This is a genomic window from Anaerobacillus sp. ABA4_114 (assembly GCF_056159065.1).
The window spans coordinates 3,953,773-3,969,840 of sequence record NZ_JBSWUM010000001.1 but is presented as its reverse complement, the minus strand read 5'-3'; the positions used below and the strand labels follow the sequence as shown (position 1 = coordinate 3,969,840).

The following is a 16,068-nucleotide window of genomic DNA, read 5'->3' as shown; positions in this document are numbered from 1 at the left end:
TATCACGGTCAGGAGGGACCTGTTGTGAGAATCGTATCCGGGAAAGAAATGTATGAAGCAGACCGGTTTGCCATGGAGGAGATCGGCTTAAGTGGTGCTATGCTTATGGAAAATGCGGGGAAAGCGTTGTTCGAAGCGATGAAGGAAAAGTTGAAAGGTCAAAGGATTGCAGTTGTCATAGGGACCGGAAATAACGGTGGAGATGGTTTTGTGCTTTCTCGATATTTAAAAGAACATGACTATGACGTAGATGTCTGGGTCGTCCCCTCTTTAGAGAAGCTAAGGGGCGACGCAAAGACTCACTTTACCATCTTCCAACGTTCAGGCTTTGAATGGAAAGCCTTGAATCAAGGTAATGAATGGCTCAGTCATCTTGATCGTTATACCGTTCTTATCGACTGCCTTCTTGGTCTTGGACTATCAGGCCCGATTCGTACTCCTTATAAGGAGTTGATTCAGCGTATGAATGAATCAGGTATCTCTATCTATTCAGTGGATTTACCAAGCGGATTACGATCCGATGGTGGGTATGAAGGAGAAGTAGAGCCTATAAGAGCTGATCGAACCTATACACTTGAAGCTCCTAAAACAGGTGCTTTCCTCCATCCAGATGCTGACTATTATGGAGAGCTTGAAGTTCTACACATTGGCCTTCCTCGAAAAGCATTTGAGAAAGCGCAATCCAAAAAGATTTGGACCGATCGGGATGTAGCAAGCACCCTTAGTGATCGAGCGGCGTCCTCTCATAAAGGTAGCCATGGAAAAGGGCTGGTTATTGGTGGTTCAAGCGGAATGGCTGGGGCTCCTATCATGACGGCAAAAGCAGCATATCGAAGTGGAGCAGGATTAATCCACGTTGCAGTGCCAGAAGAGATTCTTTCGGTTACAGCTGGTGCGCTGATTGAAGCGATGTTTCAAGGTTGGCCTTCTGAGGGTGGACATTTCAACGGAACTATTCCAGAAGCGCTTTCGTTTGATGGAATAGCAGCTGGACCAGGTCTTGGACGAGAAAAGGGCGGGAGAAAGCTCGTTCAGACCTTGATGGAAGAAGATTGTCTGCTTGTCCTCGATGCTGATGCTCTGTTTCACTTGAGGGGATTAAAAAATCAGCTTTTACAAAGGCAAGCTCCGACCATATTAACGCCTCATCCAGGGGAAATGGCAAGGTTAGCAGATTGTTCAATTGCAGATGTGCAACGCAATCGTTTTGAGTTATCCTACCAATTTGCTCGGGAGTATGGCGTGTATCTCGTGTTGAAGGGGCCTTATACTCTTGTAACTGATCCTAATGGTAACCAGTTCGTGAACCCGACTGGGAATCCAGCTCTAGCAAAAGGTGGATCAGGAGATGTATTGACAGGTATGGTGCTTGCCTTTGTTATGCAAAGTAATTCCATTCAAGAGGGAATCAGTAATGCAGTTTATATACACGGAAAAGCAGCAGATATGCTCGTCCAGTCTGCGCATTCTACGCTTGATGTACTGGCAACCGACGTCATTGAACAGATTCCGGCTGTTCTGCATTCATTTCTGAAACATCATTACGGATAAGTTTTTCATTACGCAGGAACCTTCTTTGTCGTTTTAAATGAGGCAAAGGAGTTGAATACAGTGAAAAGGTTCAGTTCCGTTTTACTTCTTGGCGTATTGATGATGGTCGTGCTTATAGGGTGTGGACAAAAAAGTCAGCAGGATGTGGTGGATTCACTCGATCGAAAGCTAAATGAGATGGATAGCTATAAAGTCAACGCCAAGATGACACTCGAGACAGGTGAGGAGCCGCAACGTTACGATGTTGAAGTATGGTATCAGAAGCCATCTTATTATCGCGTTGAATTAAAGAATGCGTCAAAAGAACAAAGTCAAATCATCCTAAGAAATGATGAAGGGGTTTTTGTTCTTACCCCGGCTCTGAATAAGAGCTTCCGCTTCCAAAGCGACTGGCCAGAGAATGGAAGTCAAGCGTATCTTTACAACACGCTTGTACAGGATATTCTAAATGATTCTACGGCTAAGTTTGAAGCGAGGGATAAAGACTATGTCTTTACAACAAATACGAACTATCAAAACAAAAACTTATCGAAGCAGTCTATTACCCTCAACAAAAAGGACCTTGCTCCTGAAAAAGTTTCAATCATGAATCAAGACATGAAGCCGCTCGTAACGATCGAGTTTTCTGATATGAAGTTCAACGCTTCATTCGATAAAGGCTCGTTCGACATGGAACGTAACATGACAGCTGCTCAGTTAGAAGTGCCAGTGATCGCAGCTACGAATGAACCATTCGAAGTCGTGTATCCAATGTATGAGCCACAGGGTACAGGGCTAACTGATGAAAAAGAAGTGTCTCAGAACAAAGTCATCCTAAGCTTCACAGGTGAAAAATCCTTTACGCTTATCGAAGAAAAAAGTGAAGCGGCGCTAGAAACGAGTACGCCAGTTACGATGAGTAATGGTGAGCCGATCGACCTTGGATTTACGATGGGTGTTATGACAGATACAACGATATCCTGGCATTATGACGGAGTCGACTTCTTCCTTGCATCGACCGACCTATCGATGGAAGAAATGGCGGCAGTCGCACGGTCAGTATATGGTAAGACGGTAATTAAATAAGACTTCATGAGGGTTCAGCTGTGAGTACATGGCTGAGCCTTTTTTCAAAAAACAAGATTTCCATTTGACGGCTTGAGTGATTTTTAGGAGTTCTTAAATTGGGGGTTCGCGGATAAATTCTCAGATTAGCGGATAATGGTCCTCGTTTCGCGGATATAAATTGAAAAGAGCGGATAAATCTAATTTATAGCGGATAAAAAGAGAAATTCGCGGATATCATGCAGAATCCTGCCCCTCTCATGGTTTTAAAAGTAGCATCTTTTATCAAAAACTCCTAAAATAGAAGCCAGAGTGATTCGCTTCTGATGGAGGAAATAATTATGGAAAATCAATCGTTCTATCGAGAGACATGGGCAGAAATTGACCTCGATGCAATAACCCAAAACATTTTATCATTTAAGAAACACGTACCTGACCATGTTTCGATCATGGCAGTTGTGAAAGCAGACGGATACGGTCATGGAGCAGTGGAAACCGCTAGAACTGCGCTCCGAGCTGGAGCGAAATATCTTGCTGTCGCTATTTTAGACGAGGCGCTTAGCTTAAGAGAATCTGGTATCGATGCTCCGATTCTCGTATTAGGCTACGTACCAGCAGCATACGCCGATCTTGCATCTGAACACAATATTACACTTACAGCCTTTCAAAGCGAATGGATCGATCAAGTTTCGGACGTGCTAGATGGAAAAAACCTTCGTGTTCATCTGAAAGTGGATACAGGGATGGGAAGATTAGGTATAAAGGGTGAAGAAGAAGCAAAACATATAGGAGAATGTCTCAAGCGTAATCCTTCTATTATTCCTGAAGGTCTTTATACGCATTTTGCAACTGCAGATGAGCCTGAAAATCCATTCATCGAAACACAGCTCAAGCGGTTTGAAAGGTTCGTTACGATTCTTAAAGAGTTCGGAATCAATCCTAGCTGGATTCATCTTGGAAATAGTGCGGGTTCTATGCGAATTCCGGATCGCATCGGTAATCTTGTTCGAGTCGGTATTTCGATGTACGGACTCATCCCTTCACCAGATATGGAAGAGGGAAAGCCATTTGAGCTAGAGCGAGCGTTTAGTCTTCATAGTCGTCTTGTTCACGTGAAGCAGATGAATGAAGGTGATCCGATCAGCTATGGGTCTACCTATACAACGTCAGCAGGAGAGTGGATCGGGACAGTTCCAGTTGGTTATGCTGATGGGTGGATCAGAAAGCTTAACAAAATGAGCGTGTTAGTAAACGGCATTAAGGCACCTATTGTGGGAAGAATCTGTATGGATCAATTTATGGTGAGCCTACCACATGAACTACCTATTGGAACACAAGTTACGTTAATAGGATCACAGGGGTCTCAAGAAATTACAATAGACGACATTGCGGAACAGCTAGAGACGATAAACTATGAAATTCCTTGTATCATCAGTCATCGTGTCCCAAGAGTATTCATTGAAAATGGAGAAAAAAAAGGCGTAATGAATACAATTTTAAAAAAATAATAAAATATAAACAGGAATTTGCAAGAATTTGTTGAAATAGTTTTGTGGAAAGTTGTTTTGCAATGAGACGCTTACAATGGTAGTATTAATAGTGGAATTATATTATGAGTAGCAGTGCTTCGGAGGTGTATGTTTGTGACAGAGGCAAACAAAAAATCGATTGTTGTAACTCTCCCACAACATATTTTGAATGAGGTGGATGGTATTATTCAACAGGAACAGGTCGATCGTAACGAGTTCATTTCACAGGCCACGTCAATGTATATTCGCGAACGAAAGAAGCGGCAGATTCGTGACGCCATGCGCCAGGGGTACATGGAGATGGCAAAGATTAATTTGAACCTTGCAGCAGAAGCCTTTCTTGTTGAGGAGGAAGCAGAGCACACCGTGGACCGCTTAGTAAGCGGGGTGTAACGGCTTGATTGTCAAACGAGGTGACGTGTATTTTGCTGACCTTTCTCCTGTTGTTGGTTCTGAACAGGGAGGAGTACGTCCTGTCCTAATCATTCAGAACGACATCGGGAATCGTTTTAGTCCAACTGTCATCGTTGCCGCAATTACTGCACAAATTCAAAAGGCAAAGCTCCCTACGCATGTAGAGATCGATGCCAAACGGTACGGATTTGAACGTGATTCGGTTATTTTATTAGAACAAATACGCACGATTGATAAACAGCGTTTAACTGATAAAATCACTCACCTTGATGAGGGTATGATGCAGCGGGTGCAAGAAGCCCTGCAAATCAGCCTTGGGCTTATTGATTTTTAACAATTTGATATTCGCAAACGAAGCTGCTCTAAGAGCAGTTTTTTTTGTTTATCTTCCCTATTATTAAGCTGTAAAACTTTTCATGTTTATTAAAGAAGGGAATTTTCTAGCTCTGTCGAAAAGTGTGTTAAGATAAAAGTGATGAAATAGGTGCATATTCGGTAAGTATATTTATTGCGAGTCGTTACTCGTAATGAGAAGATAGAAGGTAAGCACGTTGATTGTAGGGAGGAGCACCATGGACAAGCTAATTATTCAGATTTTGAACGAAAGTCGCCAGCGCATCTATACCATGTGGATGGATGAGATGGACCGAGTACGTGAAGATCATAGGCTGCAGTCGATTACAGACGCAACTTATGAAGATACAAATAAGGAACTTTTTGAGATTATTTATACACACATCGAACAAAATGTTCATAAACCCACTGAACGGATGACAGAGTTTGCTGAGAGATTATTAAAGGTTGGCTGGAGACTGAGTTACATCACACAAGGTCTTCAAACATTCCGTAGAATTATCTTAGCGGTTCTACTCGATGCAGATCATTCGAATGAAAAAGTTTTCAATATGTATGACGAAATCGACCGATGGATCGATCCGATCATCAACCAATTGATAAACGAGAGCGCAAAAAACTGGGAGAACACGGTTTCGATTCAGAAAGTAGCTCTTCAGGAATTATCGGCTCCGTTGATCCCTGTTTTTGAGAATATCAGTGTGATGCCACTGATTGGAACGATCGATACAGAGAGAGCCAAGTTAATTATGGAAAACCTATTGACCGGCGTGATCAAGCACCGCTCTCAAGTCGTGTTGATCGACATTACTGGTGTTCCGGTTGTCGATACGATGGTGGCTCATCATATTATACAGGCTGCAGAAGCAGTGCGTCTGGTCGGTGCTCAGTGCATTCTCGTTGGTATCAGACCAGAGATTGCCCAAACAATTGTTAATTTAGGTATAGATCTAGGACAGTTTCCGACAAAGAGTACCTTATTCAAAGGTATGAAAACGGCTTTAGAAATGACAAAACGACAAATGATCGACCTTGATGAATAGGGGGATATACCGTGCGAATTCCTATTTTAAAACTCAATGAGTATCTATTAATAACAATTCAAGTTGACTTGGATGATAAGACTGCCCTGCAATTCCAAGAAGATTTGCTCGAGAAGATTCATGAAACAGGAGCAAAGGGGGTTGTCATCGATCTTACATCTGTCGATATGATTGACTCCTTCATCGCAAAAGTACTGGGCGATGTTGTGCGCATGTCGAATTTAATGGGGGCTAGAGTTGTATTGACGGGCATTCAACCTGCCGTTGCAATTACTCTGATCGACTTAGGTATCATGATGAAAAACGTCCCTACAGCATTAGATTTAGAACAGGGGTTAGAGAAATTACAACAGGAATTGGGGGGATAAGCAATGAATATCCAATCCTGTGTGGAAGTCCGAAACGAGTGGGATATCGTTAAAGCGAGACAGTCGGGTAGAAACATTGCTAAAGAACTGGGGTTCGGTACAGTGGATCAAGCTAGAATCACTACTGCAATCTCAGAACTCGCCCGTAACATTTATCTCTATGCCGGTAAAGGTGAAGTATTGATTGAGCGGACCGAGACTGGAAGCAAGATAGGTTTAAAAATTGTTGCTGCTGATTCTGGTCCTGGTATTAAAGATATTAGAAGAGTAATGGAAGATGGTTTCACCACTTCTGGAGGTCTCGGAGCAGGTCTTCCTGGTGTGAAGCGACTGATGGATGAATTTACGATCGATTCAAAAGAAAATGAAGGTACTAACATTACAGCAATAAAATGGCTCCGGTAAGGAGGATAGGCAAGAATGGATGACCGAGATCTTCAGTATGAAAAATACAAATCTATATTAGAAAACTATTTAGAAGAACAATCAGAACAGACGCTCTATAAAGGACAGCAGTTCAGCAGAAAGATGATTGAACAGCAAATTTCTCCTGAAGAAGCGGTAAGTCTTCATGTTAGCGTCCTTGAAGAGCTCTTTCCTGATTTGCCTGAGCCTCTTAAGAACTCGTATGATTTTCTCCTGGAAATGATGATTGGCTACGGTTTTGCCTATCGTGAACATCAAAGTCTTCGAAATAGACAGCAGCAACTTGAATCAGAAATTGAAGTTGCTGCTAACATGCAGCAGACCCTTCTGGCTGGAAAAAAACCAGAAGTAGACAGCCTGGATATCGGAGCGATCAGCAAGCCTGCCAAAAAGATGAACGGAGATTATTATCACTTTGTGCAGGATGAGAACGATTGTGTAAGTGTTGCGATCGCAGACATTATAGGCAAGGGGATTCCTGCTGCACTCTGTATGAGTATGATTAAATACGCGATGGACAGTGCCCCTGAGCAGCGGATGCAGCCTGGTGCAGTACTAGAGAATTTAAACCGCGTCGTCGAACAAAATGTTGATCCCAATATGTTCATCACAATGTTTTATGGTTTGTATGATTCCAGGGTTCATTCATTTTATTATGCAGGCGCCGGTCATGAACCGGGCTTTTTTTACGACTCGGAAAAAGATCAATTTGAGGAACTCTTCACAAAAGGTCTTGTGCTAGGGGTTTCAAAGAAAACCTCTTATCGAGAATATCAGCGAGTACTAAATGGGAACGATATGGTTATCATGCTCTCGGATGGTGTAACGGAATGTCGGTCGAGCCAAGGATTCATCGAACGCGATGAAATCGTTGCTATGATACGGAAATACATTCACCTCTCTGCGCAAGAAATCGTGGATTCTGTTTACAAAGAACTTGAGCGACTGCAAGAATTTGAACTACGAGATGATTTTACATTGTTAATTTTGAGAAGAAAGGTTTAGATTTCTCTCAGACGTGGAATAAGACATTAGTATTCATTTCGTGAAAATATCATTATGTAACGACCTATAAGGGGGAAATGTTATGAATTTGCAGATCAAACAAGAAGATCAAGGAAATACACATCATTTATATATTGCAGGAGAAGTTGATGCATATACTGCACCCCAACTGCGAGAAGCTTTGCTTCCGTTAACAGGCAAGGAAAGTCATGAAACACTCGTTCACCTTGGTGATGTTAATTATATGGACAGTACAGGGCTTGGCGTTTTCGTCGGTGCACTTAAATCCTCCAAAGAACACGGTAGTACTCTGAAACTTCGTGGTATGACATCTAGAGTTCAGCGTCTTTTTGAAATCACAGGGCTTGATGAAGTGATTGATATCGAAGACGTAAAGGGGGGATCAAAGTGATCAATATTTCTGATTTTGTTGAAATGAAAATACCAGCTCAGGCTGAGTTCGTAGGTGTAGCTCGATTAACAGTATCGGGTATCGCGAACCGAATGGGCTACTCTTATGATGAAATCGAAGATATCAAAATTGCGTTATCAGAAGCATGTACGAATGCTGTTAATCACGCTTATAAAGAAGACGAAAAAGGACAGATCACGATCGGTTATGGAATTTACGAAGACCGACTTGAAATGATGGTTCTAGATCGTGGACAAAGTTTTGATTACTCTAAGGTCTCAGAGAAGCTCGGACCTGTTGATAGTGAGAAATCCATTGACCAACTCAGTGAAGGAGGATTAGGGCTCTTTCTTATAGAATCGCTGATGGACAAAGTGGAAATCAGTGGAGAGGATGGGGTTGTTGTCATGATGACGAAGTTCCTCCACAGAGATGGGGTGGAAGTAGATGCCAGCACAATCTCATCAACCCCAAAATAAAGACAACAAAAATGAAGTATACGAATGGATTGAACAATATCAAAATGACCCGACGAATGAAGAGGTTCAGCTTAAATTAGTCGAACGGTACGAAGATTTAGTTCAATCACTGGCACGAAAGTTCTCAAAAGGGAAAAGCATTCATGACGATCTATCTCAAGTGGGCATGATCGGATTGCTAGCAGCACTTCGACGTTTTGATCCTTCTTTCGGAAGAAGTTTTGAGTCGTTCGCAGTCCCAACAATCGTTGGGGAGATCAAGCGATTCATTCGTGACAAAACTTGGAGTGTACATGTTCCGAGAAGAATTAAAGAGCTTGGCCCGCGCATTAAGAAAGCTGTAGAGGACCTTACAAACGAATTGCAACGTTCGCCAAAAGTAGATGAGTTGGCTGAATACCTAAATGTATCTGAAGAAGAAGTACTTGAAACGATGGAAATGGGCAAAAGCTACCAAGCATTGTCTGTTGACAGTTCGATCGAGGCAGATCAAGAAGGCAGTACAGTTACACTCCTCGATTTGGTTGGAGATCAAGAGCAAGGCTTTGATCTTGTTGACCAGCAAATGGTTCTTAAAAAGGCGTTTGCTGTATTGAGCGAGCGAGAGCAAGAAATATTAAACTGTACGTATTTCGAGAACATGAGCCAGAAAGAAACCGGCGAAAAATTAGGCATCTCCCAAATGCATGTTTCTCGATTACAGCGTAGGGCTCTAGAAAAGCTGAGGCAGGCAATTCGTATTGAACCTACGGAGGCCTTTTAGATATGTTTGAACAACACGAATTTGACCAGTTGACTGTTGCAGCATATCAAAAGCCAAAAGATGGCAATCAGATGTGCGGAGATAGCTACTTCGTGGAAGAAACGGAAGAGCATTTCATCTGTGCAGTAGCTGATGGACTTGGAAGCGGCGATCTAGCAAGAGATTCGTCGCTCGCCGCTATTAACGTCGTTAAAGAACATCAGGATAAAGATGTAGAGACATTGATGAAGCTCGCGAATGAAGAGATGAGAGGAAAAAGAGGATGTGTGTTATCAGTATTTAAGTTGAATCTTCAAACACGACAAATGGAGTTCAGCGGCATCGGTAACATCAACTTGATTGTTTTCCACCCTGATGGTCGCGTTATTCGCCCGATATCCTATTCAGGCTATCTTTCAGGAAAGCTTCAAAAAGTGAAAGTCCAAACAATAGAATACCCAAAAGGTTCTTCGTTCGTTACGTTTTCTGATGGCGTTCAAATCAGTTCAAGAAACCATGCGATGATTGCGAAGTTTGACACAGTGGAAGAGTCCTTCCGCCACTTAACGAATGCATTACCCCCTACGAATGATGACGTGACATTACTCGTAGGCAAACCTGTCTAAATAAAAGTTCTTCCGTAACGATGGAAGGCTTTTTTATTTTGGATAGACTTTTATCAAAGGGTCTATTCCTGTAAACTTATACTACTATGTTTTTAATAAGGAGGAATGGATTTGGGAATTACCGCAGAAAAACAACCGGAACTTTTTAATAAAGTAGGACAAAAGCTGAAAATATCAGAGGAGCGTGTACGTCAGGTCATCACACTTTTAGATGATGGAAACACTGTTCCGTTCATTGCGAGATACAGAAAAGAACTCACAGGTGGTCTTGATGAGGTTGAGTTAAGAGAGATTCAAGAGTCTTGGACATATCTCCAAAACCTCGAAAACCGAAAAGAAGAAGTCATTCGTCTTATTGAAGAACAAGGCAAGCTAACAGATGAGTTGAAAGGTAAGTTAGTAAAAGCAGCAAAACTTCAGGAAGTCGAAGACCTTTATCGTCCGTACAAACAAAAGAAGCGTACACGAGCTACAGTTGCAAAAGAAAAAGGATTAGAGCCTTTAGCGGAATGGTTATTAAATGATGGAAAAGGTAATCCAGAAGAAAAAGCTGCAACGTTTATCTCTGAGGAAAATGAAGTGGCGACAATAGAAGATGCGTTTCAGGGTGCAAAAGACATCATCGCAGAATGGATTTCTGATGATGCGGAAGCGAGAAAGTGGATCAGAGCGAAAACATTTCAAAACGGGACGCTTCAAACAAAAGTGAAGTCTGAGGAAGATGACCCTAAGAAAATCTTTGAAATGTACTACGAGTACCAGGAAGGAATCGCAAAGATTGTTCCTCACCGTGTGCTCGCCATCAACAGAGGAGAGAAAGAAGGTATCATAAAGGCTTCGGTCGCTTCACCTACTGACACGATCTTTGAATACCTACGCAAAAAACTAATTCGTCAAGGGAGCGAAAGTGTTCCTATATTAGAAGAAACGATTGAAGATGCGTATAAACGTTTGATTCAGCCTTCCGTAGAAAGAGAAATTCGTAAGGAACTTACAGAAGTGGCAGAAGACCAAGCGATACATATCTTCTCAGAAAACTTAAAGCATCTATTACTTCAGCCGCCTCTAAAAGGAAAGCGAGTACTTGGATTAGATCCTGCTTATCGAACAGGTTGTAAACTCGCAGTCGTTGATGATACAGGGAAAATGCTCCATGTTTCTGTTATTTATCCAACTCCACCTCGATCAGAGGTTGAAAAATCGAAAGAAATCGTCAAAAAGCTGATTAAAGAATTCGATATTGAGATGATCGCAATTGGAAATGGTACGGCCTCAAGAGAGTCGGAGCAGTTCGTTGCAGAGGTTATTAAAGAAGTAGATGATGAAGTCGTGTACTTAATCGCCAATGAAGCTGGAGCGAGTGTGTACTCTGCATCAGATCTTGCAAGAGAGGAGTTTCCTTCCCTTCAGGTAGAAGAGCGCTCAGCTGTTTCGATCGCAAGGCGCGTTCAAGATCCACTAGCGGAACTAGTGAAAATTGATCCCAAGTCAGTAGGTGTTGGCCAATACCAACACGATGTTTCACAAAAGAAGCTGAATGATCAACTGACGTTCGTAGTAGAAACAGCAGTAAACCAGGTAGGCGTGAACGTGAACACTGCTTCTGTGTCTCTCCTCCAATATGTTGCCGGACTTTCTAAATCGGTCGCAAGTAATATTGTGAAAAGAAGAGAGGAAGAAGGGAAGTTCACAAGTCGCGTTCAGTTGAAGAAGGTTCCGAGGCTTGGAGCGAAAACCTATGAGCAGTGTATTGGTTTCCTACGAATAATGGAAGGAAAGCAACCACTTGATCAAACAGAGATTCATCCTGAAAGCTATGATGTGACGAAAGCATTGCTTGTCCAAATCGGGTGTGACCCAAATGACATTGGTTCAGATAAACTTGTTCAAGCACTTTCCACCCTTTCGATTAAAGAAACGGCACAGGCTCTTGAAATTGGTGAGCCTACTTTAAAAGACATCATTAAATCACTTCAAAAGCCTGGAAGAGATCCTCGTGATGAACTTGCAAAACCACTACTGAAAACGGACGTCTTAAAAATGGAAGACCTTGAAAAAGGAATGGAGTTAGAAGGTACGGTACGGAATGTCGTTGATTTTGGCGCGTTCGTCGACATCGGTGTCAAACAAGATGGACTCGTGCACATCTCAAAGTTATCAAACCGCTACGTTAAAAATCCGATGGATATCGTGCGCGTTGGTCAGGTTGTGACTGTCTGGGTAGACAGTGTCGATCTTCAAAAGGAAAGAATTGCTCTTACAATGTTGCAACCATCATAAGCACTGCCCTTAGGGGCGGTGTTTTCTTTTGTAGAAAAACCAGCACTGATTTAACAATTTGATTTGGTAGCGGTCTTTCTGTAGATAGGCCTGTTGAAGCTGTCTCTTAAACCAGACAGGCATCAGGATCTCCTCCTTTTAATCTCGTGACACATTTGATAAGATGCTGTAAATTAGTTTATGAAATACTGCTTGTAAGTGTTCGAATCACAGGAGGGGCGTTTATGGATAACAAAAGCCTGCAGCTAATGGTAGAAAAAACATCACTTGAATCATTCGGATTGCCTTTCCTTCACGAAGCAACGTTTAATCCACGTTTACGAACAACGGGCGGTCGGTATTTATTAAGATCTCATAATCTCGAATTCAACCCTAAGCATTATGAGGAGTACGGTTTTGATGAGCTGATCGGTATCATCAAGCATGAGCTCTGTCATTACCACCTTCATCTTCAAGGGAAAGGATACAAACATAAGGATCGAGATTTCAAAGCACTCCTGAATCGTGTGGGCGGCTCGAGATACTGTCAGGCTGTTCCTGGACAAAGACGTACGGAGAAAATCAAACACATCTATCAATGTTCGAATTGCAAGACCTCCTACAAACGAAAAAGGAGAATAGATACGGCGAGGTTTGTCTGTGGGAAATGCAGGGGGAAACTCTTATTAACTTCTTCTAATTAATTATTGACGGTGTAAAAGCTATGTGTTAAATTAATATAGTCTCTTTGAGAGACTTGTCCGAAACGCATCATTAGCTTCTCAAAAACAGCCAAAAAAACTTTTGAGAATGTGTTGACTTTGCTTTCTGGATGGGTTATTATATTAAATGTCGCCGATAACGACGGCAATAACAAACAACATATTATTCCACAGTAGCTCAGTGGTAGAGCTATCGGCTGTTAACCGATCGGTCGTAGGTTCGAATCCTACCTGTGGAGCCAAACGGAGAAGTACCCAAGTGGCTGAAGGGGCGCCCCTGCTAAGGGTGTAGGTCGCGTGAGCGGCGCGAGGGTTCAAATCCCTCCTTCTCCGCCATTTTTATGGCCCGTTGGTCAAGCGGTTAAGACACCGCCCTTTCACGGCGGTAACACGGGTTCGAATCCCGTACGGGTCACCATTTTTATTCGAACAACGAACAATAAAAACAATAGCATGATAAGGTCCCGTGGTGTAGCGGTTAACATGCCTGCCTGTCACGCAGGAGATCGCGGGTTCGATTCCCGTCGGGACCGCCATTTATTTTCACATCGATATTGGGCTATAGCCAAGCGGTAAGGCAACGGATTTTGATTCCGTCATGCGCTGGTTCGAATCCAGCTAGCCCAGCCATTATCGAGCCATTAGCTCAGTTGGTAGAGCATCTGACTTTTAATCAGAGGGTCGAAGGTTCGAGTCCTTCATGGCTCACCATGTTTCATGCGGGTGTGGCGGAATTGGCAGACGCGCTAGACTTAGGATCTAGTGTCTTACGACGTGGGGGTTCGAGTCCCTTCACCCGCACCAATTCAAAAAAAGAAATACGTTTTCGCGGTTGTGGCGGAATGGCAGACGCGCTAGCTTGAGGGGCTAGTGGGGGAGACCCCGTGGAGGTTCGAGTCCTCTCAACCGCACCAACTATATAATGCGCCCGTAGCTCAATTGGATAGAGCGTCTGACTACGGATCAGAAGGTTAGGGGTTCGACTCCTCTCGGGCGCGCCATTTTTAATAACATAGTCGGGAAGTAGCTCAGCTTGGCAGAGCACTTGGTTTGGGACCAAGGGGTCGCAGGTTCAAATCCTGTCTTCCCGACCATCTAGAAATGCGGGTGTAGTTTAGTGGTAAAACCTCAGCCTTCCAAGCTGATGTCGTGGGTTCGATTCCCATCACCCGCTCCATAAAGATGGGCCTGTAGCTCAGCTGGTTAGAGCGCACGCCTGATAAGCGTGAGGTCGGTGGTTCGAGTCCACTCAGGCCCACCATCTTTCTTAAAAAAAGGTGTTGACGCGACTTCGTAAGATGTGATACATTAGTAAAGTCGCTGAAAACGACATTGAAAGAAACAAATCGATCTTTGAAAACTGAACGAAACGCCATGCAAGATATTGTTTCTACGGAAACAACATTGTTTTAAAGCTAGATTGAACTTTTCTATCGGAGAGTTTGATCCTGGCTCAGGACGAACGCTGGCGGCGTGCCTAATACATGCAAGTCGAGCGGAGAAATGGGAGCTTGCTCCCATTTCTCAGCGGCGGACGGGTGAGTAACACGTGGGCAACCTGCCCTACAGACTGGGATAACTCCGGGAAACCGGAGCTAATACCGGGTAATACATAGCATCGCATGATGCAACGTTGAAAGTTGGCCTTTGGCTAACACTGTAGGATGGGCCCGCGGCGCATTAGCTAGTTGGTAAGGTAACGGCTTACCAAGGCCACGATGCGTAGCCGACCTGAGAGGGTGATCGGCCACACTGGGACTGAGACACGGCCCAGACTCCTACGGGAGGCAGCAGTAGGGAATCTTCCGCAATGGACGAAAGTCTGACGGAGCAACGCCGCGTGAGTGACGAAGGCCTTCGGGTCGTAAAGCTCTGTTGTTAGGGAAGAACAAGTACCGTTCGAATAGGGCGGTACCTTGACGGTACCTAACCAGAAAGCCACGGCTAACTACGTGCCAGCAGCCGCGGTAATACGTAGGTGGCAAGCGTTGTCCGGAATTATTGGGCGTAAAGCGCGCGCAGGCGGTCTCTTAAGTCTGATGTGAAAGCCCACGGCTCAACCGTGGAGGGCCATTGGAAACTGGGGGACTTGAGTGCAGAAGAGGAGAGTGGAATTCCACGTGTAGCGGTGAAATGCGTAGATATGTGGAGGAACACCAGTGGCGAAGGCGGCTCTCTGGTCTGTAACTGACGCTGAGGCGCGAAAGCGTGGGGAGCAAACAGGATTAGATACCCTGGTAGTCCACGCCGTAAACGATGAGTGCTAGGTGTTGGGGGGTTCCACCCTCAGTGCTGAAGTTAACACATTAAGCACTCCGCCTGGGGAGTACGACCGCAAGGTTGAAACTCAAAGGAATTGACGGGGGCCCGCACAAGCAGTGGAGCATGTGGTTTAATTCGAAGCAACGCGAAGAACCTTACCAGGTCTTGACATCCTCTGCCACTCCTAGAGATAGGACGTTCCCCTTCGGGGGACAGAGTGACAGGTGGTGCATGGTTGTCGTCAGCTCGTGTCGTGAGATGTTGGGTTAAGTCCCGCAACGAGCGCAACCCTTGATCTTAGTTGCCAGCATTCAGTTGGGTACTCTAAGGTGACTGCCGGTGACAAACCGGAGGAAGGTGGGGACGACGTCAAATCATCATGCCCCTTATGACCTGGGCTACACACGTGCTACAATGGACGGTACAAAGGGCAGCAACACCGCGAGGTGAAGCGAATCCCATAAAGCCGTTCTCAGTTCGGATTGCAGGCTGCAACTCGCCTGCATGAAGCCGGAATTGCTAGTAATCGCGGATCAGCATGCCGCGGTGAATACGTTCCCGGGCCTTGTACACACCGCCCGTCACACCACGAGAGTTTGTAACACCCGAAGTCGGTGAGGTAACCTTTTGGAGCCAGCCGCCGAAGGTGGGACAAATGATTGGGGTGAAGTCGTAACAAGGTAGCCGTATCGGAAGGTGCGGCTGGATCACCTCCTTTCTATGGAGAATTACGAGGCAACATTGGTTGCCAAACTTGCATGAGCGTTTCGTTTAGTTTTGAAAGAATGATTGTATTCTTTCATGTTCCTTGAAAACTAGATAGCACAAACAA

The 16,068-nt window shown here is 44.0% G+C and carries 16 protein-coding genes, 12 tRNA genes and 1 rRNA gene; 28 read left to right on the top strand and 1 reads right to left on the bottom strand.

What is annotated here, in order from left to right; translation table 11 throughout:
* The first annotated feature begins 24 nt into the window (after positions 1-24).
* From ACXAEY_RS20600 to ACXAEY_RS20535, 14 genes are all read left to right on the top strand, one after another.
* Positions 25-1,551, top strand: coding sequence for an NAD(P)H-hydrate dehydratase (locus ACXAEY_RS20600; protein WP_474814554.1), 1,527 nt, complete (start codon positions 25-27; stop codon positions 1,549-1,551).
* Positions 1,552-1,611: 60 nt separating this feature from the next.
* Positions 1,612-2,616, top strand: coding sequence for a LolA family protein (locus ACXAEY_RS20595; protein ID WP_270182833.1), 1,005 nt, complete (start codon positions 1,612-1,614; stop codon positions 2,614-2,616).
* 320 nt (positions 2,617-2,936) lie between these two features.
* Positions 2,937-4,103 (top strand): alanine racemase, encoded by a 1,167-nt coding sequence (gene alr, locus ACXAEY_RS20590; RefSeq protein ID WP_474814552.1) that lies wholly within the window; start codon positions 2,937-2,939, stop codon positions 4,101-4,103.
* Between the two features lie 129 nt (positions 4,104-4,232).
* Complete coding sequence (locus ACXAEY_RS20585) at positions 4,233-4,517, top strand: CopG family ribbon-helix-helix protein (protein ID WP_270182831.1); 285 nt, start codon at positions 4,233-4,235, stop codon at positions 4,515-4,517.
* A gap of 4 nt (positions 4,518-4,521) precedes the next feature.
* Positions 4,522-4,872 (top strand): type II toxin-antitoxin system endoribonuclease NdoA, encoded by a 351-nt coding sequence (gene ndoA / locus ACXAEY_RS20580; protein ID WP_048312992.1) that lies wholly within the window; start codon positions 4,522-4,524, stop codon positions 4,870-4,872.
* 238 nt (positions 4,873-5,110) lie between these two features.
* Positions 5,111-5,935: an STAS domain-containing protein gene (locus tag ACXAEY_RS20575; protein WP_270182830.1), complete on the top strand. Its 825-nt coding sequence runs from the start codon at positions 5,111-5,113 to the stop codon at positions 5,933-5,935.
* An 11-nt stretch (positions 5,936-5,946) separates the two neighbouring features.
* Entirely contained in the window at positions 5,947-6,303 is a 357-nt protein-coding gene (locus ACXAEY_RS20570) for an STAS domain-containing protein (protein WP_224885320.1), read from the top strand.
* Positions 6,304-6,306: 3 nt separating this feature from the next.
* Complete coding sequence (locus ACXAEY_RS20565) at positions 6,307-6,708, top strand: anti-sigma regulatory factor (RefSeq protein WP_474814550.1); 402 nt, start codon at positions 6,307-6,309, stop codon at positions 6,706-6,708.
* A 15-nt stretch (positions 6,709-6,723) separates the two neighbouring features.
* Positions 6,724-7,734 (top strand): SpoIIE family protein phosphatase, encoded by a 1,011-nt coding sequence (locus ACXAEY_RS20560; protein ID WP_474814548.1) that lies wholly within the window; start codon positions 6,724-6,726, stop codon positions 7,732-7,734.
* A gap of 82 nt (positions 7,735-7,816) precedes the next feature.
* Positions 7,817-8,146: an STAS domain-containing protein gene (locus ACXAEY_RS20555; protein WP_270182827.1), complete on the top strand. Its 330-nt coding sequence runs from the start codon at positions 7,817-7,819 to the stop codon at positions 8,144-8,146.
* Between the two features lie 23 nt (positions 8,147-8,169).
* Positions 8,170-8,625, top strand: coding sequence for an anti-sigma B factor RsbW (rsbW, locus tag ACXAEY_RS20550; RefSeq protein WP_442865232.1), 456 nt, complete (start codon positions 8,170-8,172; stop codon positions 8,623-8,625).
* Positions 8,594-9,388 carry an RNA polymerase sigma factor SigB gene (gene sigB / locus ACXAEY_RS20545; protein ID WP_270182826.1) on the top strand — a complete coding sequence of 265 codons (795 nt, stop codon included), beginning with the start codon at positions 8,594-8,596 and terminating at the stop codon, positions 9,386-9,388. The genes rsbW and sigB overlap by 32 nt, the downstream gene beginning before the upstream one ends.
* Positions 9,389-9,390: 2 nt before the next feature.
* Positions 9,391-9,993, top strand: a complete 603-nt coding sequence (locus tag ACXAEY_RS20540) for a SpoIIE family protein phosphatase (RefSeq protein ID WP_270182825.1) — start codon at positions 9,391-9,393, stop codon at positions 9,991-9,993.
* 105 nt (positions 9,994-10,098) lie between these two features.
* Positions 10,099-12,273: a Tex family protein gene (locus ACXAEY_RS20535; protein WP_474814545.1), complete on the top strand. Its 2,175-nt coding sequence runs from the start codon at positions 10,099-10,101 to the stop codon at positions 12,271-12,273.
* 9 nt (positions 12,274-12,282) lie between these two features.
* Here the strand turns inward: ACXAEY_RS20535 and cmpA are convergent, their stop codons facing one another.
* Positions 12,283-12,396 carry a cortex morphogenetic protein CmpA gene (cmpA, locus tag ACXAEY_RS20530; protein ID WP_270182823.1) on the bottom strand — a complete coding sequence of 38 codons (114 nt, stop codon included), beginning with the start codon at positions 12,394-12,396 and terminating at the stop codon, positions 12,283-12,285.
* Positions 12,397-12,497: 101 nt separating this feature from the next.
* Here cmpA and ACXAEY_RS20525 point away from each other — a divergent pair, with 101 nt between their 5' ends.
* The 14 genes from ACXAEY_RS20525 (at position 12,498) to ACXAEY_RS20460 (ending at position 15,954) form a co-directional block, all read left to right on the top strand.
* Positions 12,498-12,956, top strand: coding sequence for a SprT family protein (locus tag ACXAEY_RS20525; RefSeq protein WP_270182822.1), 459 nt, complete (start codon positions 12,498-12,500; stop codon positions 12,954-12,956).
* A 185-nt stretch (positions 12,957-13,141) separates the two neighbouring features.
* Positions 13,142-13,216: transfer RNA gene (locus tag ACXAEY_RS20520), tRNA-Asn, on the top strand.
* A gap of 3 nt (positions 13,217-13,219) precedes the next feature.
* Positions 13,220-13,310: transfer RNA gene (locus ACXAEY_RS20515), tRNA-Ser, on the top strand.
* 7 nt (positions 13,311-13,317) lie between these two features.
* Positions 13,318-13,392, top strand: a tRNA-Glu gene (locus tag ACXAEY_RS20510).
* Positions 13,393-13,434: 42 nt separating this feature from the next.
* Positions 13,435-13,510: transfer RNA gene (locus ACXAEY_RS20505), tRNA-Asp, on the top strand.
* Positions 13,511-13,529: 19 nt separating this feature from the next.
* Positions 13,530-13,604 (top strand) — tRNA-Gln (locus ACXAEY_RS20500).
* Positions 13,605-13,609: 5 nt separating this feature from the next.
* A tRNA-Lys gene (locus ACXAEY_RS20495) sits at positions 13,610-13,685 on the top strand.
* Between the two features lie 8 nt (positions 13,686-13,693).
* Positions 13,694-13,778, top strand: a tRNA-Leu gene (locus tag ACXAEY_RS20490).
* A 24-nt stretch (positions 13,779-13,802) separates the two neighbouring features.
* A tRNA-Leu gene (locus ACXAEY_RS20485) sits at positions 13,803-13,888 on the top strand.
* Positions 13,889-13,898: 10 nt separating this feature from the next.
* Positions 13,899-13,975: transfer RNA gene (locus ACXAEY_RS20480), tRNA-Arg, on the top strand.
* Positions 13,976-13,991: 16 nt separating this feature from the next.
* Positions 13,992-14,068 (top strand) — tRNA-Pro (locus tag ACXAEY_RS20475).
* A gap of 9 nt (positions 14,069-14,077) precedes the next feature.
* Positions 14,078-14,151 (top strand) — tRNA-Gly (locus ACXAEY_RS20470).
* Between the two features lie 7 nt (positions 14,152-14,158).
* A tRNA-Ile gene (locus tag ACXAEY_RS20465) sits at positions 14,159-14,235 on the top strand.
* Positions 14,236-14,404: 169 nt separating this feature from the next.
* Positions 14,405-15,954, top strand: a 16S ribosomal RNA gene (locus ACXAEY_RS20460).
* Positions 15,955-16,068: the final 114 nt, after the last annotated feature.